Source organism: Leuconostoc holzapfelii, from assembly GCF_012396485.1.
GTDB lineage: Bacteria > Bacillota > Bacilli > Lactobacillales > Lactobacillaceae > Leuconostoc > Leuconostoc holzapfelii.
Map to the genome: position 1 here is coordinate 126,135 of NZ_JAAXPO010000003.1, position 20,583 is coordinate 146,717.

21 protein-coding genes are annotated in these 20,583 nt (G+C 38.5%); 20 read left to right on the top strand and 1 reads right to left on the bottom strand.

Annotation, left to right across the window (positions count from 1 at the left end; translation table 11 throughout):
* Nucleotides 1-50: 50 nt before the first annotated feature.
* The 20 genes from HF966_RS03525 (at nt 51) to HF966_RS03620 (ending at nt 18,840) form a co-directional block, all read left to right on the top strand.
* Nucleotides 51-596, top strand: coding sequence for a methylated-DNA--[protein]-cysteine S-methyltransferase (locus tag HF966_RS03525; RefSeq protein ID WP_168676317.1), 546 nt, complete (start codon nt 51-53; stop codon nt 594-596).
* 288 nt (nt 597-884) lie between these two features.
* On the top strand, nt 885-1,412 hold the full coding sequence (locus tag HF966_RS03530) for an HdeD family acid-resistance protein (protein WP_168676319.1): 528 nt from the start codon (nt 885-887) through the stop codon (nt 1,410-1,412).
* A 40-nt stretch (nt 1,413-1,452) separates the two neighbouring features.
* Nucleotides 1,453-2,031 (top strand): hypothetical protein, encoded by a 579-nt coding sequence (locus HF966_RS03535; RefSeq protein WP_168676320.1) that lies wholly within the window; start codon nt 1,453-1,455, stop codon nt 2,029-2,031.
* 45 nt (nt 2,032-2,076) lie between these two features.
* Nucleotides 2,077-2,595: a ribosome maturation factor RimM gene (rimM, locus tag HF966_RS03540; protein ID WP_168676323.1), complete on the top strand. Its 519-nt coding sequence runs from the start codon at nt 2,077-2,079 to the stop codon at nt 2,593-2,595.
* Complete coding sequence (gene trmD, locus HF966_RS03545) at nt 2,595-3,332, top strand: tRNA (guanosine(37)-N1)-methyltransferase TrmD (RefSeq protein ID WP_168676324.1); 738 nt, start codon at nt 2,595-2,597, stop codon at nt 3,330-3,332. Before rimM ends, trmD begins: the two co-directional genes overlap by 1 nt.
* A gap of 103 nt (nt 3,333-3,435) precedes the next feature.
* Entirely contained in the window at nt 3,436-4,767 is a 1,332-nt protein-coding gene (locus tag HF966_RS03550) for a hypothetical protein (RefSeq protein ID WP_168676325.1), read from the top strand.
* Between the two features lie 225 nt (nt 4,768-4,992).
* Entirely contained in the window at nt 4,993-5,760 is a 768-nt protein-coding gene (locus tag HF966_RS03555; protein WP_168676327.1) for a tyrosine-protein phosphatase, read from the top strand.
* 32 nt (nt 5,761-5,792) lie between these two features.
* Nucleotides 5,793-6,683 (top strand): YveK family protein, encoded by an 891-nt coding sequence (locus tag HF966_RS03560; RefSeq protein WP_168676328.1) that lies wholly within the window; start codon nt 5,793-5,795, stop codon nt 6,681-6,683.
* A 13-nt stretch (nt 6,684-6,696) separates the two neighbouring features.
* A complete protein-coding gene (locus tag HF966_RS03565; protein ID WP_168676329.1) occupies nt 6,697-7,455 on the top strand; it encodes a CpsD/CapB family tyrosine-protein kinase in 759 nt (252 codons plus the stop codon).
* Nucleotides 7,456-7,506: 51 nt separating this feature from the next.
* Nucleotides 7,507-8,439, top strand: coding sequence for an NAD-dependent epimerase/dehydratase family protein (locus HF966_RS03570; RefSeq protein ID WP_168676330.1), 933 nt, complete (start codon nt 7,507-7,509; stop codon nt 8,437-8,439).
* A gap of 2 nt (nt 8,440-8,441) precedes the next feature.
* A complete protein-coding gene (locus HF966_RS03575) occupies nt 8,442-9,074 on the top strand; it encodes a sugar transferase (RefSeq protein WP_168676332.1) in 633 nt (210 codons plus the stop codon).
* Between the two features lie 5 nt (nt 9,075-9,079).
* Complete coding sequence (locus HF966_RS03580) at nt 9,080-10,276, top strand: glycosyltransferase (protein WP_246586646.1); 1,197 nt, start codon at nt 9,080-9,082, stop codon at nt 10,274-10,276.
* Between the two features lie 257 nt (nt 10,277-10,533).
* Nucleotides 10,534-11,613 (top strand): EpsG family protein, encoded by a 1,080-nt coding sequence (locus HF966_RS03585; protein WP_168676334.1) that lies wholly within the window; start codon nt 10,534-10,536, stop codon nt 11,611-11,613.
* Nucleotides 11,614-11,634: 21 nt separating this feature from the next.
* Complete coding sequence (locus HF966_RS03590; RefSeq protein ID WP_168676336.1) at nt 11,635-12,573, top strand: glycosyltransferase; 939 nt, start codon at nt 11,635-11,637, stop codon at nt 12,571-12,573.
* Nucleotides 12,574-12,584: 11 nt separating this feature from the next.
* Nucleotides 12,585-13,325, top strand: coding sequence for a glycosyltransferase family 32 protein (locus tag HF966_RS03595; RefSeq protein WP_168676338.1), 741 nt, complete (start codon nt 12,585-12,587; stop codon nt 13,323-13,325).
* Complete coding sequence (locus HF966_RS03600; protein WP_168676339.1) at nt 13,322-14,287, top strand: glycosyltransferase family 2 protein; 966 nt, start codon at nt 13,322-13,324, stop codon at nt 14,285-14,287. Before HF966_RS03595 ends, HF966_RS03600 begins: the two co-directional genes overlap by 4 nt.
* Nucleotides 14,288-14,610: 323 nt before the next feature.
* Nucleotides 14,611-14,964, top strand: coding sequence for a polysaccharide pyruvyl transferase family protein (locus HF966_RS03605; RefSeq protein ID WP_168676341.1), 354 nt, complete (start codon nt 14,611-14,613; stop codon nt 14,962-14,964).
* A gap of 362 nt (nt 14,965-15,326) precedes the next feature.
* Nucleotides 15,327-16,877 (top strand): lipopolysaccharide biosynthesis protein, encoded by a 1,551-nt coding sequence (locus HF966_RS03610; protein WP_168676343.1) that lies wholly within the window; start codon nt 15,327-15,329, stop codon nt 16,875-16,877.
* Nucleotides 16,878-17,022: 145 nt separating this feature from the next.
* Complete coding sequence (locus HF966_RS03615; RefSeq protein ID WP_168676345.1) at nt 17,023-17,403, top strand: hypothetical protein; 381 nt, start codon at nt 17,023-17,025, stop codon at nt 17,401-17,403.
* A 378-nt stretch (nt 17,404-17,781) separates the two neighbouring features.
* A complete protein-coding gene (locus HF966_RS03620) occupies nt 17,782-18,840 on the top strand; it encodes an AAA family ATPase (RefSeq protein WP_168676347.1) in 1,059 nt (352 codons plus the stop codon).
* A gap of 25 nt (nt 18,841-18,865) precedes the next feature.
* On the opposite strand, the gene HF966_RS03625 is transcribed toward HF966_RS03620, so the two are convergent.
* Nucleotides 18,866-20,560, bottom strand: a complete 1,695-nt coding sequence (locus HF966_RS03625) for an oleate hydratase (protein WP_168676349.1) — start codon at nt 20,558-20,560, stop codon at nt 18,866-18,868.
* Nucleotides 20,561-20,583: the final 23 nt, after the last annotated feature.

Below are 20,583 nucleotides of genomic sequence, written 5' to 3' on the forward strand. Positions count from 1 at the left end.
TGCGTTGCGTGCTTTTTATTTTACGTCTGAAATTGTGCTACACTAAGCCTATGATTATTTATGACACCATGCCATTTTTACAACGTCAATTAACCGTCTTCAAACAAGCTGATGCGGTCGTTTTCGTGAGCTTAGCAGCAGATGGTGTGCAAGAGTTTGAAGCTGAATATCCTGGGTTCGCCTTGCAACCCGGTCACGTGCCGGAACTGGCAGTTTTTAAACGCTACGCAGCAGGCGAGGTCGTTGATTTGCATGCGATTAAAGTCCATTATTTAAAGGCAACGCCATTCCAGTTGGCAGTTTGGACGGCCTTGCATGAGATGGCGCCAACTGAAACATTAACGTATCAGGCGTTAGCAGCACGGGCCAAGCGCCCAACGGCCGTGCGTGCCGTTGCCACAGCTGTCGGGAAGAATCCGCTAACGATTATTAACGCTTGTCATCGCATCTTGCCCAAAGGTGGGGGAATTGGCAAGTATGAATACGGGCCGGTGATTAAGCAAGTCTTACTGGCACTTGATTTAAAGCAACCGCGATCAAGTCAGGTTATTTCCGGTGAATCCAAAACAGAAAACCACCCAGCACAATCAAAATAATGAGCCCAAAAATGTAGATGAGCGTGTAAATGTACTTAATATTAATGGCGATATAGTGCATAAAAATAGACATGAATTTCTCCTCATCGCGCCCGGATTGCGCCGCCAAGTGCAACAAAACAGGCTGTGATCTGTTAAAGTTAGCATTATTATAGCAAAGATCTCGGCTATCCTAATGTTGACATGATGCAAATTAGGCGGGATCATAACACATTAAAACCCTTTGCCCATTGAATCACAAATTGACCAAGTCAAAAAGGTTATACTATGGGCAAGGAGGAAAGAAAAATGTCAGATATTTTCTATCAGAAATTACGTCAAATGGTCGGTCTTGACGGCCTTTTGTCACTTATTTTTGGCTTACTCATTATTTTTTGGCCAGATCGCACGGCTTCAGTGGTGACGGTCCTTGTCGGGATCGCCTTTATCGGGATTGGCGCAGCTTATGTCTCATCTATTGCCAACCATGATGACGAATCAGCGTGGGCCCGTCTGGGTAGCTTGCTGATTGGGGCCATTTACTTGGTGGCTGGTGTCTTCATTTTCATTAATCTTTATGTGGCCACGGCTTATTTGTTCTTGATTGTCGGACTCCTAGTCGGTATGACTTGGATTATTGAAGCGATTGTGACGTTTGCCTCATTAAAGTTTTACAATAAAAAGGGCTGGGCATTCTTCTCACGTATTATCAGCTTAATTGGTGGGATCGTCTTACTCTTCTCACCCGTGATTGGTGCCGCTGTTTTGTGGACACTATTGGGCTTGTCATTAGCCATCCTAGGTGTCATCAAAATTATTCAATACTTTACATGGTAAAATACAGTCTGCCTCAGCAATTAGATTGGTTGTGTGACGGATGCTAGGTTATGTTGGATTTTTAATAACGTTTGGCTTGACCGCCTACTTTATCACGCAACAATTTAAATATGCGAAAGTCACGAAATTTCGTTATTATGTGATGCCGATTTTTGCCTTTGGGCAATTCGTCTACAGCGTGCGCATCAAGGAAACACAAGACATTTATCTTTTGGTCGGTCTGTTATGTTTTAGTCTGGTGATTGGTTATTTTCAAACTACCAGCTTCCAATTACAACAAAAGACACGTGCGACTCAGCTATATGTGATGCAAGGGGAGACCAAAGTCCCTGTCATGCGGCAAATTTACTATTCTCGTGGGGGGAGTCGGTATTTAGTCGGTTGGTTTTTAATTTTTTTGGTTCAACTCTTGGTGACCATTAGTCGGCAACATGCCGGCACGCATCAAATCATGTCCGAATTTTTAATGGACGTGCTGACTAGTCTCTTTGTCTTTTTACGAATTGGGGATGGCTCGTCTTGGTGGGTGTGGGAAATATATGCCTGTTCGAGCTTAGTCTATTACTTTGTGTTGATTCGACGGCATCCCACATTTTCTGCGGCGATGCGACAAACATAGGATTTGATCCTGAAGGTGAGCGTGAAGCTATGCTATAATAGCTTTATGACAAAAGAAAATTATTTTAAAGTTGGCACGATTGTCAACACCCACGGGATTCGTGGTGAAGTGAAGATTTTAGCCATTACGGATTTTGCCGCTGAACGCTTTAAAAAAGGCGCCGAATTACAAATTGAAACCAAGCAAGGCTTCGTCCCCGTTAAGGTACAATCCTCACGGTTGCACAAGAATATGTGGTTGGTGCTTTTTGAAGGCGTAACTAACATTAACGACATTGAAAAATATAAGACAGATGATGTCTACGTCTACGGTGAATCACGTGACACACTAGGGGATGATGAATACTACTATGATGAGATCATCGATAGCCGCGTGTTCGACCTTGAAGGCCATGACATCGGGGTTGTGTCAGAAATCATGACGACTGGGGCCAATGATGTTTGGATCGTGAAGCGGCCAGGACAATCCGACGCCTTAATTCCAATGATTGATGACGTGGTCAAGACGGTTGATGTGGCGAACAAGCGCATTACCATTGACGCGTTGGAAGGATTGTTAGATTAATGCGGATTGATGTCTTAAGTTTATTTCCAGATATGTTCACGCCACTGAAACAATCCATTTTGGGGAAAGCGATTGATAAAGGGGCGCTGGACTTTCATGTGACTGATTTCCGTGATTATACGGAAAACAAGCACAACAATGTCGATGATTATCCTTTTGGCGGCGGTGCGGGGATGCTGTTGATGGCGCAACCAATCTTTGATGCCATGGCAGCCGTTGAAGCACAAGCTGGCGATAAAGGACACGTCGTCTTGTTAGATCCAGCCGGTCGCAAGTTCGACCATCATGTCGCTGAAGAATTAGCGCAAAAAGAACATCTGACTTTCATTGCTGGGCACTATGAAGGTTATGATGAACGCATCCGTGAATTGGTCGATGATGAAATCTCACTTGGGGATTATGTCTTAACTGGTGGTGAATTAGGGGCCATGGTGATTATTGATGCCACGGCGCGTTTCTTGCCAGATGTGTTAGGGAATCAAGTGAGTGCTGAAGAGGACTCCTTCCAGGATAATCTCTTGGAATTTCCGCAATACACACGGCCAGCGGACTTTCGGGGGCGTAAAGTACCAGAAGTTTTGATGAGCGGGAATCACGCGAAAATTGCTGAATGGCGCTTGAAAGAATCCCTACGTCGTACATGGTTGCGCCGTCCGGATTTACTTAATCAGCGTGAATTATCACAGCAAGAACGTGATTTATTAGATGACATCAAGCATGAAGCTGAGTTTGAATAGTTAGTGATTATCACGTTTTAAGCCCAAGCAGTTGCTTGGGCTTTTTCTTCGCATGCATTTGGCTTGCCAGCATGCGGACAACAGAATCAATAGGATAGGAATCATGGAAAATAAGTTTATGGTGGTTGGGAAATCGGCACTGGCCATTTTGAGTAGTACCATTATCGTGTTGCCGTTTATGTTATTGGTGCAATTGAGCAATGGTAAGACGTTTTTAACGGTGTTGCCGTTTGTGCTCTTTTATACCTTTCGAATGACAGGGATTTTCTTCATTCGCGGGATTAAAACGAAGCTCAATAGTTTCAACTTGCTGCGGATATCGCTATACTGTGGCCTGCTGGGCTGTATCTTTGGCATGGTCGGGACGCTTTACTTTCCCGCTTATGTCTTTGCCGGCTTCTTCTTAGGTCTTAGTGGGGCTTGGTTGCCACCAGCTAATACTGTGATTGGGCAATATTTGAAGAAGAATGGGATGGGTGTGGCGTCAAAGGGGCTGTTTTCTGCGCTCATTTTGGTGTTAATTGGGGCGTCATTGATGCTGCCATCTGACTATAAAAATTTCGTCTTCTTTGCCATTTATGGCGTGATGTATGTGTTGTCCTTTCAAACGATTAAAATTATCGATTCGTATGAAGTGGATTCCCATGACATGGAAGAGGCGTCGTATCTTTATACCATACTTTTCGCCGTATTCTTCATCTTATTGTTCGTGTTGCGGTCGAGCCGATTGTTGAATAACGCCATCTACTTTGATTACTTTATTAACAGTTTCTTCTTGATTGGGTTAATCGGGGTGGTGTTGATTAGTTTCTTCCGCAATAAGGTGCAGCGGCATATCTCCAATGACTTGATGTTTCTAACCTTTATCAATGGGGCGGTCGGGAACTATCTGTTCTTGTTTAGTTCACTGTATACCGCCGCCTATTATGGGCGGAATCAAGCCTTTCTCTATTTCTATCTGCCTTATGTGTTAGGCAATGTTTTGGCGCCTAAATTCACTCCAATGTTGAAGCAACATGTGAAGCGGGATTCGTTCATTGGGATTGTTGGTGGCCTGTTAATTATCTTGCTGACGCCACTCTTTCCAATCGGGCTGTTCATCGTCAGCACGTTTAAAGGGACGTTGAACGGGTGGTTAACCCGCGAGTATAGCGATAAAGAAGTCATTCCCGCCGATAAGCGGATCTGGGTCAAGTATACCTTGCAAAATATCGGCAGTATCTTGCATCAGTTCTTGTTGATGTTTATCGCTTCAGTGATTATCATGAAGGCAGGGCGCTCGATTCAGACCTTCTTTGTGATGACGACTGCCAAGTGGCCGACACCGGAATCGATGCGCGTCATGCGTGAATGGAATGATGTGGCGACGGGCTTAGTTATTGCCGCCATTGTCGGTTATATCTTAATTTTTTCTTACAAAAGGAAAGTAAAATGATTAAAAAGCGAACGATTATTTGATCGTTCGCTTTTATTGCGGGTTAAAATAGTTATATTAGAAAAAATAACTTTGCTCATATTGTAATATGACATTTCGAAATTATTGTCTTGTATCTGTAATATAATTGTCACTTAGCGGTGGTATGGTATTCTATATGTTAATGGCTGACCATGGGACATTAACCGTCTGATGGTCACATGAAATTCAGTTTAAGGAGAGGGCATGATCGATTTACATAGTCATCTATTACCAGGTCTTGATGATGGTTCAGCTTCCATGCGCGCTTCGTTACGCATGGCGAGAAGTGCTGTCGATGAGGGGATTGAGGCCATTTTGATGACACCGCATCATATGAATGGCCGCTATGAGAACCGTAAGCAAGATGTCTTGTTGGCGACGGCAAGTTTTCAAGCAGCCTTAGATGCGGAAAATATTCCATTACAAGTCTTTCCTTCACAAGAAGTACGGATTAATGGGGATTTAATGGCAGCACTGGACGCAGATGAGGTGTTATTTGCCGATGAGCAAAACCAATACTTGCTATTGGAGTTCCCAGATGATGACGTGCCGACCTTTAGTTCGGATATGATTTTTAATATCATGCAACGGGGCATTACTGTGCAAATTGCGCACCCTGAGCGGAACACCAAACTCATGGCGCAACCAGAGATTTTGTATCAATTAATCGAACGTGGGGCGATTGCACAAGTCACGGCCAGTGCGTATGTCGGTGCCTTTGGTAAGAAGGTACAAAAGTTCTCGGAAGCCATCGTGTCACATCATTTAGCACATGTGTTTGTTTCCGATGCGCATGACTTGCCTAATCGGGATTACAATCTGGCAGCTGCGCTGGCTAAGTTGGCGCGGGAACACGGTGTTGAACGTCGTGAAATGTATGAAGCTAATGCTGAAGCAATTATTGATGGTCGACCCATTCAACGGTCGATCCCATCACCAATTGTTAAACGTTGGATATTAAATGGTTTTTAGTAAAAAATAAGAAATAAAGGATTAACAGAATCATGAATAACGTACTTGAGTTACGCCAACTTTGGGAGATTATCCGAAAGCACCTCTTTGCCATCTTGTTTATGGCAATTATTGGCGCAGGCCTGGGCTTTGGCATTGCTGAGTTTGCCATTGCCCCAACATACAGTGCTTCAACCAGCATGCTGGTTAACCGATCAACGGATAACACCCAAGCCGGTGTCAATCTCTCTGATCAACAAGCTGATGTGCAGATTATTAGCACATATAAGAATCTCGTGATTTCAAGTAATGTTTTAGGGGATGTCTCGAACAAGTTGAAGCATCCGAAGCGGGTCGTTGTCCAAGAAGGGAAGCCAGCCGTGTATAAGACATTGGCTGATGGCACGCAACGCTTGGTTACACCGGAACAAAAGGAAATTACCAAAGTTTCATCAGACAAGACTTATAATTTGTCCGTTGATCAGCTTAAAAAAATGGTTACTATCGCCAACCAACAGGATTCACAAGTGTTTGCCATTAATGTGGTGGCAAAGGATCCTAAGCAAGCCGCTGTCGTTGCGAATGCGGTGGCTGATACCTTCAAGGATAAAATTGGCGGCTTTATGAAGATTAATAATGTGTCAATAATTGATTCTGCTAAGCCAAGCAATGTGCCTGTAGGGCCCAATAAGAAATTATTCATGCTTGCTGGCCTTGTTATCTTAGGTGGGTTGACGTTCCTGATTGTTTTGACAAAAGAATTGTCTGATACAACTGTGAAGAATCCTGATGAAGTTGCCCAACTCTTTGGCCTAACTAATTTAGGGGTTATTGGTCATATTAAGAAGTTGAAGCATGTAGATATGTCAGTGACAGTTAATAATGACTTCGGGCATGATAGTACGCACCCACGTTCACGCTTGAGCCGTTTGAACAAGGATTAAGAGGAGAGTGAAAATGGCATTTTTTAAAAAGCGATATCAGACAGGTCGAGACGGGTTATCAACTGAAACAATGCTGCAGGGGGCACGCTTAATCACTGCCGCCGAGCCCAAGAACCCGGTATCTGAACAATTCCGTACCATTCGGACGAATATTGACTTTGCCTCAGTTGCCAAGGGCAATGTGAAGACATTGTTGGTCTCTTCTGCCCTACCATCGGAAGGCAAGTCAACCTTAACGGCTAATTTGGCGGTTGTCTACGCGCAACAAGGTAAGAAGGTGCTGCTTGTCGATACTGACTTACGTCGACCAACGGTCGCAAAGACTTTTGGGATTACAGATAATCATGGCTTGACGAACTATCTCGCGGATGTCAAAAGCGAGATCGGGTCAATTATTCATCACACACGCATGGCCACACTTGATGTGATTGTTTCCGGTCCTGTCCCCCCAAACCCAGCGGAATTGTTGGCATCGGGTCGCATGACAGAATTGATTGGCGATTTGCGCCAACAATATGATCTTGTAATCTTTGACGTGCCACCGTTCTTGATGGTAACCGATGCACAAGTCTTGATCAGTAAGATGGATGGCGTCGCTGTTGTTGTCAGTGGCGGGCAAACGACAAAGGGCGCCTTGCAAAAGACATCAGATATGTTAAAGCTAGCCGACGCCCCTGTCCTAGGCTTTATCTACAATGATCGTAACCAAAAGAAAAAGGCTGGCAACGGCTATGGTTACGGGTATGGCTATGGTTATGGAGAGACCAAGTAGCTCAATAAGCGTTGTTTGATTTGGATAAAATTTTTAGGAGATATTTGAGAGATGAAAGTACTGGTTACGGGTGGTGCTGGTTTTATTGGATCTCATGTTGTTGAAGAACATTTCAACGCTGGCGATCAGATTACGGTTGTTGACGATCTTTCGATGGGGAAGGTGGAGAATCTGCCTGTCAGTGATGACATCACATTTTACAAAAAAAGCATTACAGATTTTGAATTTATGAAGGCGCTACTTCTAAAAGAAAAATTTGATGTCATTTATTTATTGGCAGCAATTGCCAGCGTCGCTGATACAATTGAGCGTCCATATGAAAGCCATCAAGTTAATCAAGAAGCGAATCTAGTGATTTTAGAAACGATTCGTGTGCATCAACTTGCTGTCAAACGCATCTTATTTGCTTCATCTGCTGCAGTGTACGGGAACTTGCCAAAAGTTCCAAAGGTAGAAACGGATGAAGTCCTACCAGCAACGGCATATGCAATCGATAAGTATGCGACCGAACGGTTCGTCTTGTCATATTCAGAGTTGTATCACATTCCAACCGTGGCCTTTAGATTCTTTAATGTGTATGGGCCACGACAGAACCCTAAATCGCCATATTCTGGTGTTTTAAGTATTGCTGCTAATGCATTAAAGAACCAAGTGCAGTTTAATGTCTATGGAGATGGCCAGCAGACACGTGATTTTGTCTATGTTAAGGATGTTGTCCAAGCTTTGCAATTGGGCATGAAAAATGATGCAATGGTGGGACAGGTATTCAACGTTGCGACTGGAAATACTGCTAGTTTGAATGACACGCTGTCTGTTCTAGAACAGGCAGCAGACAAAAGCTTTAATTTAGCGTATGTTGCGCCGCGTGTGGGAGATATTAAGCATTCTGCAGCACAAATTGATAAATTACAAAAATATGGATATAATCCTATGTTTACTTTGAAAACAGGGTTAATGGGCTATTGGGAGAGTCTGGGAGATTGAGAATGGAAGAGTATGAGTATATTCAAAAGCTAAGTGGATACAACGCAAAAATTAGTGGTTATCTTGGCTTAAAGCGGTTTTTCGACGTTGTGGTTAGTTTGATACTTTTAATCCCAGGTAGTATTTTAATTCTAATTTTTGGTATTTTAATTAAATTAGAAACACCCGGAAAAATGTTCTACTCTCAAGAACGTGTGGGTATTATGGGAAAGCCAATATATATTACAAAATTGCGCTCAATGTTCCAAGATGCAGAAAAAAAATCTGGTGCCATGTGGGCAGTTAAAAATGATGCGCGCGTGACAAAAGTTGGCAGTTTCATTCGAAAGACACGTATTGACGAATTACCACAATTATTTTCTGTTTTGAAGGGCGATCTATCATTGATTGGTCCTCGTCCGGAACGCCCGGTTTTCACGGAAGAATTTTCTAAAAATATACCAAATTTTGAACAGCGATTGTTTATTACGCCTGGTTTATCTGGTTGGGCACAAGTCAATGGTGGATATGATGCGACACCGGCAGAAAAACTAGTTGATGATTTATATTATATAGAACATGTCAGTGCTTGGATGGATTTCAGAATTCTATGGATGACAATTAAAGTCGTACTAACAGGACATGGGGCTCGGTAATTTTTATGTTAAAGGAATATAAGGCTCAATCAGAGGAAAAAGAAAAAGTTTTGATGGTCGGTGCAACAGCAAGTATGATCCGGCACTTTAACCAACGCAATATTAAAATCTTGCAGGAACTGGGATATGAAGTGCATGTTGCAACAAATATGATCAAAATAGGATCAATGTCGCCTGAGGAGAATGAACGGTTCAAAGAATGGATGAAGGATAGTGATGTCATTGCTCATCAGGTAGATTTTGAACGTCGCTTAGGGACAATAAAAGGGAATATTCTTGCAATTCGACAACTTAAGCAGTTATTCAAAGATAATAATTATAAATTTATTCATGTTCATTCACCACTTGGTAGTATTTTAGGCCGATATGTAGCGTGGCGATTTAAAGTACCTGCTATCTATACAGCGCACGGTTTCCATTTTTTTAAGGGTGGACCCAAGAGCGGCTGGCTTGTATTTTTTCCGATTGAATGGTTTTTCTCATTCTTTACTGATACTTTAATCACCATTAATGAAGAAGATTTTGATATTGCAAAGAAGTACATGCATGCAAGGTATACAACAAAGATAAATGGTATTGGTGTTGATGTCAGCAAGGCGTGGGAAACTCCGATAGCGTATAAAAAAAATGCGCAGAAAAAGATTTGTCAGGAACTTGGAATTCCTGAGGAGGGAATTTTAATTTCATCTGTTGGTGAATTAAACAACAATAAAAATCATAAAATCGTATTGGATGCATTAGGGTTAATGTCTTTGGAGGAACGGCAAAAATTTTATTACATAATTGCTGGAACAGGAACGAATGTTCAAATTTTAACTGATATGGCAAAAAACATAAATTTTTCAGATCATTTTCAGTTATTAGGATATCGAAATGATATCCATGATATTAATTTTGCCAGTGATATTTCGATTTTTCCTTCTTTACGTGAAGGGTTAGGAATAGCTGGTCTGGATGCAACTGTAGATGGAACATACTTGATTGCAACAAATAGAGGTGGTGTATCTAATTATTTACGAGATGGTGTTAACGGAAAGTCATTTGATCCAGAAAATGCAGTTGAGCTTAAAAATCTCCTGTTAGCAAATTTAGAAACTAGACCTAAAAAATTTGATACAAAATTTGATTTTCTTGAAAAATTTGATATCAAGAACGTAGATGAGACGATGAAAAAAGTTTATAAGCAATGGACAAAGAAATGAAAAAATACCATTTTAACATGTGATGACTGTTGTTTACAGAAACATGTTAAAAAATATTTTTTCTAAATAATTATTTTGATATTAAAATCTATCAGTTAGTAATTTATTTTTAGTTATTAGAAATATAAGATTATGAATTGAAAGAAGTATCTCAGTGGATCGAGTTGATTAGTGCCTTATTTTTGGAAGTGTGAAATTAAAAAATGATAATTTATTTATACCTCTTACTATTTATTATTGTCGTCAAGTACTTTGTCATGAACATAGATTCAGACAAAATTGTTGTTTTAAAATCTACAAACTTTGTAATTGTCTTGATGATAATTTTGTATGCTATTATAAAGATAATTTTAAACCAAAATACTGGTAAATCGGGAACAGATCAGTTCAATTACTATTATCACTTTTTTTTGCCGTTGAGAGATATAACATGGCATGATTTTTATACACGGTATATTTCAAAAAAAGAATTTGGCTTTAATCTTATTATGTGGTCGATCGTAAATATTAAAAGATTAACTTTTTTGGAATTTCAGATTGTTACTTTCTTAATAGAAATTATTCCAGTTTATTTTATTTCTAGATTTATAAATAAAGGACGAGAAAATGATATCATTTTATTAACCTTTTTAGTTTACCCATTTTTTGCAAATGGTGCTACAAATGTGCTAAGGCAAGGATTAGCTATTGGAATATTAATGATTGGTTATCTTTGGGCACTGAAAAATTTTGAAGAATCTGGTAAATTTAAAATTATTAGCCTGGCTTTTGTGTTTTTGGCGACTACATTTCATCAAACATCATTGATTTTATGTTTAATGTGGATATTAACTATTGCTACTAGAAAAGTGATAAGCGTTAAATATTATTGGACAATATTTTGGATATTTGCAATTTTAGATATTACCAATGTAAACCAAATTTTGTTTGGATCAATTGGATCGTTATTTAGTGATAACTATGATGTATATACGAACCCTACAACGCAGGCAATCTATGGATCTGGATCCAAGTATGTGTTTGTATTAGTTAGTATTTTGTTAGCTGTTGCATTGAATTTCTTATTGAGACATGTAAACGAAGTTGATAAGTTAAAATCCGAATTACTTTTTAAACAGTACTTAGGATCAGCATCGGCTTTTTTTGCATTCTCATTCATTGCTTTTTCTGATAGAGTTGGTATGTATGGATGGACGATAGCACCGATGATTGCCTTTTATATGATAGATAAAACAGACGATTCTATAAAAAGAAGAATATATTTGGTACTAATTCCAATAATTTGTACGTTGGTTGGGTATGGAATGAGTAGTGGATCCTATTTTGTGAATCGATAAAAATATTAGAAGGATTAAGATATGAAAAAAGTTTCTATACTGTTGCCGATTTATAATGAAAAAATATCTTGGATAAAAGAGAGTATTAATTCAATCTTAAATCAGACGTACAATAATTTTGAGTTACTATTGATTCTTGATAATCCTAAGAATACGCAGATTGTAGATTTTTTAACTGAATTCAAAAAAAATAAGAATGTACTTTTAATTATTAATGAAAAAAATCTAGGCATTGTGGGATCTTTAAATAAAGGAATTCAACTGGCAAATGGAGAATTCATAGCGCGAATGGATGCTGATGATATTGCCTTTTCAGATCGGTTCCAAAGGGAACTGGCTTTTTTAGAAAAGCATGACTTAGATATCGTAACAAGTACGGTAGAAGATATCGATGAAAATGGTGACTTTATAATTTCTCGAAAACAGAGAGATTTAATTGGAGATAATTTTGAAAATGAAATTAGATTCAGATATCTGGGTGCACATCCTACTTGGTTTGGAAAAAAAGAAGCGTTTAGAAAAATAGGTGGGTATAGAGAGGTTAATAATGCAGAAGATCTTGATTTTCTTTTGAGAGGATTAGAGTCGGGACTTAAAATCGGACTACTTGGAAAACCAACATTGAATTATAGGATCAGATCGTCTTCAATAACACTAAATAATCAATTGGAAATGTTTTTGAATTCTGAAAGTATTCGGAAATTATATAAAAGAGGGCAACTGTCAAACTCTAGTGTGAGTATGGTAATGGAGGAATCAAGTAAAATTACGGAAAAAGATAAAATGAACTATAAAAAAATATCCAAAATTAGAAAAGAAGCACTATATCTTGCTGTTGACAAGAACCCTTTGGTAATTTATAAGACGATGTATTTTATATCACAAGCTATGTTTGACCGTTATGCAAGAAAACTTTTAATTAGCGATTTGAAACGAGTGATTAGAAGAAGGGAAGAGTAAGGAAAGTTGCTATGATTCCAAAAAAAATATATTATACTTGGTTTGGGGGAGCTCAAAAAAGTGATCAGGTTATTGAAAATATCAAGAACTGGCAGAGATTGAACCCTGACTATAAAATAATTGAAATTAATGAATCAAATTTTGATGTGGATAGTATCAATTTCTCAAAAGAGGCGTATAGTCAAAAAAAATGGGCATTCGTTAGTGATGTTGCTAGATTGTCAGTAATTTATGAATTTGGGGGGTATTACTTCGACACTGATGTTGAATTATTAAAACCACTCAGTATTTTTTCTAAATATCGTGAGGTATATGGGTTACAAAATTCAGGTGAGGTCAATACAGGTAGTGGATTTGGTGCTGAACCAAAGTCTGAGCTTGTGGCAGAACAGCTGGAAGCATACAAACGATTAAAGTTTGATAGTGAACATCTCAGTGAATTAACGAATGTTGCAATTATTTCTCGTATTTTTAAAGAAAGGGGTCTCAAAGTTAAAAATCAAACACAGATGATTGGAAATGCGATTGTATTAAAAAGTACCTATCTTACACCATTGCATTTTTGGGGCGGGGGCAGTGTGCGCCGTGAAACAGTTGGTATTCATCATTTTCATAAGACATGGGGTACCAATGTAAAAGCAAGTCTACTAGGTAAAATAAGTTTGAATTTGCGACTTAAAATCCCAAAATTAGAGAGAATATTAACTGAAACAATAAATCACATATCAAAAAAAAAACAGGAGTTAAAATGAGTAAAATTAGTATCATCATACCAGTATATAATAGTTCTAATTCGTTAAATCGGATAATTGATTCTCTATATAAACAGTCAAATAAAGATTTTGAGGTTATCTTTGTCGACGATGGGTCAACAGATGAATCAGCTCAAATTATTCGAAATATCGAATCAACAAAAATAAACTATAAATATTATTATCAATCGAATAGTGGTGTAAGCAAAGCAAGAAACCTTGGTATAAAAAATTCTAATGGAAAATATATCATGTTCATTGACCCTGATGATTATATAGAACAAAATTTTATTCAATTAGGAATTGATTTAATTCAAAATTCGGATTTAGGCATATTTTCATTTGTAAGTGAACAAGACATTACTAAACAAGTTATATTCAAACCGAAATTTAAAAAAGTCGGGTGGATGCATCAGGCCGGGTTCTTGAATCAATTTATGAATTTGTTCGATGAACAGTTGTTACATGCACTTTGGAATAAAGTATATAAGAGATCAATTATTGAAGATAATGATATTGAATTCCCAACTATCAGAATGGGAGAGGATTTGGATTTTAACTTTCGATACTTCTATCATGTTAAATCTGCTAATATTTCTGAAGAAATGACATATCACTATATTGCATATAACACTGGGACTGCAACAACTGTGTATCATGGAGATGAATTTGAATCCAATTATAAGAACCAAATGAGTCTAATAGAATTTTTGAAAAAAAACAAAATTTATGATGCCCGACGATTATCATTGCATTGGGCATTAATGCTCGGTTTTCGATTTTCGGCCATTCGAAAGTTAAAAAAAAGTAATGACCCAAATTATATTAAAGCACGAAAACAATATGAAGAAATTTTAAAAAAATACAAGCAAGAGAAGTGGGTAATAATTTCAGCATTACCTTTTGAAAGATTGATTAAATATATAATTATGATTAGTTTTTTGCGTAATATTTATATTTAATTATCCCTAGTTAGGTAAAATAATCTTAAAAAGATTAGAGATTTAATTCTTCGAGAGATGATATCAAACAAAGATTGTAATGCTTCAGTGAATGATGGATTAACGGGACCACTTCGATACTATTACTGGAAGGACACTTCTAATTTTGGTGATCGGTTAATGCCGTTGATTATCCAACATTACTTTCTTTTGGGGAAGTGGTATGTTAAACCTGGATAAAAATACTAGTATTCCTAATTCTGAAATAGTTTCTGTAAGAGGAAGACTATCACAAGAAATAATGGGTCTACAAGGTAATCTAGTACTTGGAGATCATATCTAGCGTGATTCCAAAACAAAATCAAATAGAAAAAATATTAATTGTTCCACATTTTGAAGATTTTAATGATGAGAAGCTTCAAAAATTTTATGACGATAAAAGATTTGAAATAGTAGATGTACGAGAGGAACCTGAAAAAGTGATAAAAAAACTTTCTTCAGCATCATTTATATTAAGTTCGAGCTTACATGGCTTAGTTATCTCAGATTCATACAAGATTCCTAATGCGTTATATAATATATCTGACAATATGCGTTTTTTTAAATATGATGATTATTATTCAGCAACGAATCGAGAAAAATTAGTGGTTGACGATTTTATAAATTTACTCGATGATTTAATCATAGAAAGCGTTTAACAACAATATATACCAATAAGTAATTTAGAATAGTTACAAAAGGAAATCATTGAGACTTTCCCATTTAAATCAATGGAGGATGTAATTAAGTGGTGTAAATTAAAGAGGTTAAAAAAACAAAATGCTTAGACTTAGATCAAGATTTTAATATGAGTTAATATCACTTATATAATAATTCGAAGTGTGTGGCGTAAGAGAGTTTTTTAGTCATTTTGATGGAAAAAATTCTACGTAACTATGTTTTTACATTTTATACAAAAAAATGTATATTATATAACTAAGATAAACATTCATATGTATGTCTGTTTTAATGGTCTTATCTATTTTTTATCTCATATTTTAAGAATAGGATGAATTTTACTATGGAATCAAGATCTCGTTTGTCCGCATCAGTGGTTAACTCATCGGTTGCTATTATTATGCAATTACTCATTTTAATAAGTACATTTATTATGCAAACAGTATTTATTAAAACATTAGGTGTTGAGTATTTAGGAGCAAAAGGTCTCTTTACAAACCTTATTTCATTTCTGTCTTTTGCAGAGTTAGGTGTAGGATCTGCAATTACGTATTCATTATATAAGCCATTGGCAGAAAATGACCATCATAGTGTCGGCGCTGTAATGAATTTATTTAAGAAGACCTATAATATCATTGGAGTCGTAATACTTTTTGTCGGGATTTTTTTATCTTTTTTTATTAAAGATATAGTAAAAGATGGGCAAATGATTCCTCAGATGCAACTAATGTTTATACTTTTTCTCTTAAACACAGTAGTGGGGTATTTCTTTACGTATATGAGGTCGTTGCTGATTGCAAATCAACAAGGATATATTGATTCAGTTAATCGTGGGATATTTATGATTGTATTATCCATAATACAAATCATTATATTATTAAAGACACATAATTTTTTATTTTTTTTGGTTGCGCAGATTATAGTTACAATTATATCTAACGTTTCGATTACGATAACAGCTAATAAAATATTTCCCTATCTAACTGATCATAAAGATGCCAAGGTTTCTAATGAAATTGTTAGTTATATGAAAAAAAATATTTTTGGAACAATTTCTTCACGAGTTGGTTCAATTATTGTATTAGGGACAGATAATATTTTGATTTCAAAATTCATTGGATTAAGTACAGTTGGACTGTATTCTAATTACATGTTAGTCATTTCTGGAATTAGCTCGCTGATGGGTCAAATGCTTTCTGCTGTAGTTTCTAGTTTGGGTAATTTAGGTGTGACGGCTAACATTAACCATCAGTTGAAAATATTCTATAGGTATCTATACGTTGTGGCATTCATATCATATACGACTGGCATAACGTTAATTGTTATATTGACCCCATTTATTAAACTGTGGATTGGAAAAAGTTACGAGCTTAAGTTTTTAACGATAGTTCTAATTGTGCTAAATTTTTTTATTATCCAAATGCGTCAAGCATCATTAAACTTTATTAGTGCTCACGGACTATACTGGCCAATGAGATGGAAGTCTTTAATTGAAGCAGTATTTAATTTAGTGGTAAGTTTGATTCTAATTCAGACAACAACACTTGGAATTAATGCAGTTATTATTGGATCCATATTAAATAATATTTTTATAAATATTTGGTGGGAACCATTGATTCTGTTTAAACATGGTTTTAAGTCGAGTATGAAAAAGTATGTCAAGATGTACTCTCTATACTTCTTAACCTTTATTTTCTCCATAACTATTATCTACTTTTATTTAAATAGAATTAGTACGTATTCAAAAGGAATTGTTGAACTTTTTTCTCAGTCAATTCTAGTATTTATAACATCTATTATTATTTTTGTGATCATTTTTTCCTGGACTAAGGAAGAAAAATATTTTTTTAACTTAGTTTTTTCAAGAATAAATGCACTACTTAAGAATAGTTAAAATTGAGTATTCATTTCTTAGTCTATTAAGACAACCCATGCACAATCACGTATAATAAAAATAATAGTGAAAACGTGATGGGAGCGTTGGGATTGGGTTAACGGTTAAGCGAAATTCAAATATTGAGCTATTACGATTGGTCGCAATGGCATTTATTACGGTGCATCATTTTGCCATTTGGGGTTACTTTATTGGCAACGAAGTGCATACGGTGCAACCGAATACGGTGTGGTTACAGTTTTTAGAAATTTTTGGGAAGATTGGGGTGGACTTGTTCATTTTGATTACTGGCTACTTTGCCATCAATCCCAGACCAACATTTCAAAAAGTGTGGCAATTAACCAGCAAGGTGCGGTTTTGCGCGCTGGGCTTACTTATTATTTTCTTGGTGTGCGGTCGGTTACAATTTATTGTCGACATGATGTGGCGGCCGCTGTTTCCAACGATCTGGATCATGTATTGTTTTATCACTAATTTCTGCTATTTTATACATTTTTTCCAGTTATTTGTCGCGGTTTATCGGTGATTTACGCCGTGCTCAAGTAGTGAGTTTCATTGCATTGAGTGTTTTGATGCGACCAGCCCAAGTATTTTTTTATCTCGAGTAACTTTGATATACTGAAAGTAATCGTATGACACAGTGTAAAAGGGACAGGATAGTCAAAAACCAACACAATGTGTATCATCAGCAAACTCTGCTTTTTTTAGTTTACCAATAATACACCTGATACACATGTTTTTATTACGGCTTGGCATGGTTTCAACGTATGGTGCAAGCCACAGGTTATCGCCACGAACCGTAATTGAATAGACATGACGTTGTCAAAACGTCATGTCTATTTTTGTTACCCGAAGCTTGGTATACTTAACGTATCAACAGGTCATAATCTTTGCAGGGGATACAATGCGGAAACCAATCGTTCAAGCGGCAAATTTATATCAGCTCGCGCAATTACATGATCATGTCGCCCAACGGGCTTATCTCAAGCAATTGGGCAATACCACCATTCGCGATCAGGAATTAACTGGCTTAAGCCGACTGCTCACATACTTTCCGGGCAATCTGGCTGCCTTCAAACATGTCTATGTCGGCTATGACGTGCCACAGATTAGCAAGGAATTTGACTTACTACTGGTGTCTTCCGATCGTCGGATCATTAACATTGAGCTAAAAAGTGATGCCGACTATCCTGAAGATAAAGTCCGTAAACAACTGGTCAGCAACCACTATTATCTGTCGCAAATCACACCCGATGTCCAGCTCTACACTTATAATTCTGATGCCAATCGCCTTTATACACTCACGCCGACCGGTGACCTGGAACACATGACCTTAACTCATGACACAACGTTGACCCAGTCGCCGTTTTTTCAAGCAGTAATGGGGTTTAAAAGTGTCGGCTTCCCCAATCTAGCCGTGGTCTTGCAGCCGGAAAGTTATACCGTCTCGCCGTTCACCCAGCTGTCATTCTTCTTAAAAGGGCAGTATCGCTTGATGCAGCCTCAACAGGCGTTAAAAGTCCAACTGCTCGCCACCACCTCATCAGGGATATACGCCGTGAAAACAGCCACGAGTGTCGGGAAAACATTGATGATCTATGATGTGGTGCAGACACTGCGGGCGTCTCATGCTGTCTTACTGGTGCATATTGGGGCGCTCAATGCTGCCCAAGCCACCTTAAAACGGCAATATGGCTGGTATATTTTACCCGAGCGGCAATTTTTGAAGAAGATTAAGAGCCAACGGATGCGACACTATGATGTGGTGATTGTCGATGATGCCCAGCGGCTATCAATTCGCCATGTCCATGCCATTCAGCGCTACTTTGAAGCACATGACACACGGGTATTTTTAATCGGCGACCCCAACCAACAAAATAAAGCCACGATTAAAAATAGCAATTACTTTGCCACCATTACGCGAAATTTTGGCCAACAGCATCTGCTAAAATTGCCCAAGTAAAAAAGCTGCCATCAGGCAGCTTTTTTTATGAGAACATTTTCTTGGCCGCACGGAGTAAGGTTGGCAAGTCGCGGTCGTAACGCGGTGTATCCACAAGTTTTGACATGGGCACACCAGCGAAATGATAGGCGGCAATTTCACCTGAACGGACGGCACTTTGCTCAGTGAAGATCATCTGATAAGGCTGTTCAACGAATTCACCGGTGAAGGCGAGGTTGGTTGAATGGTCGGGGATGACTTCTGGTCGATCAAGCTTGGCGCGGTTATTAAATAACGCTGACGCATAAGGCATGTAGACCGGAATGTTGTTCACCACACTGTCCAAAATTTTGGCTTCGTGATCTTTAATATTTACTGGGCCTGGATCCACTTGTGACAAATGATCGATGAGTTCGAGCAACATTTCACGACCGGTCAGTTCCATGTATGGCTTGCCAAAGAGTGGGCTTTGGCGGCGTGGATACAAGAAGTAACCCCAGATAACGGCTTCATTTGGCTTTTGAGTTGTGAAGTGAGGTTGATGGTGGACGACAATTGACATGTCCACATCAATCTGGCCCAATGGCGTGATCGGTTCAGTTGATAAGAAGGAATTCAACGCATTGCCCGGTAATTGGGTGGTAATGCGTGTGATTTCATTTAAGAGGAGATGATCGCTGGTGGTTAGCGTAAAGGATAGCCATTCGCTGGCATCACGGTCATTAAAGAACTTATCGGGATTACCCAAGTTATAGAATTGGCTGGCGGCTTGACGCCAAAGGCTGGAAGCTGCACCATAATCCATATTTTCAGGGGCTGGGGTATCATAATCACCAAGGGTTGCCGAATCAGTGATTGAACCGTTGGTGAAAATCACGCCAGTGTCTGCGTCGATATCAACATGTTCCTTTTCATCTGTTTGCGTATTGACCATTTCCAGACCAGTGACTGTGATCTCATCGGTCATTGCTGAATCCTTGAAGTCAAATTTTGTCACGCGGCGATCCAAAATAATTTGGCAGCCTTGGTCCTTGAGATAATTGACAAGGGGCATCATGATACTTTCGTATTGGTTATACCGTGTGCGGTTGATGCCGACCAAATGTTCAATCTGGGTAAATTCATAGATCATTTGGTGCATGTAGCGGCGTAGTTCTTGGGCAGAACTGCGTGTCCGGAAGGCAAAGGTTGTTTCCCACATGTACCAGAAGTTGGTTTGGAAGAGGTGGGGGTCATCGGCGAAGTAGTCGGCGATGGTCACATTATCGAGCTTGGTTTCTTCACTATCTGGCATGAGGATGAGTTGGGTCAATAATTGACGATCCAGATTATCTAAGCCTAATTTTCCACCATCTAAGATACCACGGCCACCTTGCATCAAGCGGGCCTTATCATAAGTGGGGTGCTTGGCATCAAAGTCACGCGTATCTTGGGCGGCAGTCAAGCCAGGCTCCGTCATTGAAGGCACACGATCGAGCAAGTCCATCAAGTCAACGTAGGTCCGATAATTGAGCATTCGACCCCCACGGGCAATAAAGCCTTTGGTGTTGCTCATTGGATGGTTTTTATTCCAATAATCATCGGTCGCTTCATGGGTTGGTTCGCCATCATTTGAACCGTGTTGATCAAGGGCATAAAAAGTGATGTCGCTGCCTTGCCAATGTCCTTCTTGAATGAGATAAACGGCGGCGGCCATATTGGCCAAACCCGCCCCAATCATAACTGCTTTATTTTTACGCATTTGAAATCTCCATTTCGTTCATC

Bases quoted from the DNA above. Each gene is read 5' to 3' on its own strand.
- HF966_RS03525 (WP_168676317.1), top strand. From the start codon at position 51: ATGATTATTTATGACACCATGCCATTTTTACAACGTCAATTAACCGTC.
- HF966_RS03530 (WP_168676319.1), top strand. From the start codon at position 885: ATGTCAGATATTTTCTATCAGAAATTACGTCAAATGGTCGGTCTTGAC.
- HF966_RS03535 (WP_168676320.1), top strand. From the start codon at position 1,453: ATGCTAGGTTATGTTGGATTTTTAATAACGTTTGGCTTGACCGCCTAC.
- rimM (WP_168676323.1), top strand. From the start codon at position 2,077: ATGACAAAAGAAAATTATTTTAAAGTTGGCACGATTGTCAACACCCAC.
- trmD (WP_168676324.1), top strand. From the start codon at position 2,595: ATGCGGATTGATGTCTTAAGTTTATTTCCAGATATGTTCACGCCACTG.
- HF966_RS03550 (WP_168676325.1), top strand. From the start codon at position 3,436: ATGGAAAATAAGTTTATGGTGGTTGGGAAATCGGCACTGGCCATTTTG.
- HF966_RS03555 (WP_168676327.1), top strand. From the start codon at position 4,993: ATGATCGATTTACATAGTCATCTATTACCAGGTCTTGATGATGGTTCA.
- HF966_RS03560 (WP_168676328.1), top strand. From the start codon at position 5,793: ATGAATAACGTACTTGAGTTACGCCAACTTTGGGAGATTATCCGAAAG.
- HF966_RS03565 (WP_168676329.1), top strand. From the start codon at position 6,697: ATGGCATTTTTTAAAAAGCGATATCAGACAGGTCGAGACGGGTTATCA.
- HF966_RS03570 (WP_168676330.1), top strand. From the start codon at position 7,507: ATGAAAGTACTGGTTACGGGTGGTGCTGGTTTTATTGGATCTCATGTT.
- HF966_RS03575 (WP_168676332.1), top strand. From the start codon at position 8,442: ATGGAAGAGTATGAGTATATTCAAAAGCTAAGTGGATACAACGCAAAA.
- HF966_RS03580 (WP_246586646.1), top strand. From the start codon at position 9,080: ATGTTAAAGGAATATAAGGCTCAATCAGAGGAAAAAGAAAAAGTTTTG.
- HF966_RS03585 (WP_168676334.1), top strand. From the start codon at position 10,534: ATGAACATAGATTCAGACAAAATTGTTGTTTTAAAATCTACAAACTTT.
- HF966_RS03590 (WP_168676336.1), top strand. From the start codon at position 11,635: ATGAAAAAAGTTTCTATACTGTTGCCGATTTATAATGAAAAAATATCT.
- HF966_RS03595 (WP_168676338.1), top strand. From the start codon at position 12,585: ATGATTCCAAAAAAAATATATTATACTTGGTTTGGGGGAGCTCAAAAA.
- HF966_RS03600 (WP_168676339.1), top strand. From the start codon at position 13,322: ATGAGTAAAATTAGTATCATCATACCAGTATATAATAGTTCTAATTCG.
- HF966_RS03610 (WP_168676343.1), top strand. From the start codon at position 15,327: ATGGAATCAAGATCTCGTTTGTCCGCATCAGTGGTTAACTCATCGGTT.
- HF966_RS03615 (WP_168676345.1), top strand. From the start codon at position 17,023: ATGGCATTTATTACGGTGCATCATTTTGCCATTTGGGGTTACTTTATT.
- HF966_RS03620 (WP_168676347.1), top strand. From the start codon at position 17,782: ATGCGGAAACCAATCGTTCAAGCGGCAAATTTATATCAGCTCGCGCAA.
- HF966_RS03625 (WP_168676349.1), bottom strand. From the start codon at position 20,560: ATGCGTAAAAATAAAGCAGTTATGATTGGGGCGGGTTTGGCCAATATG.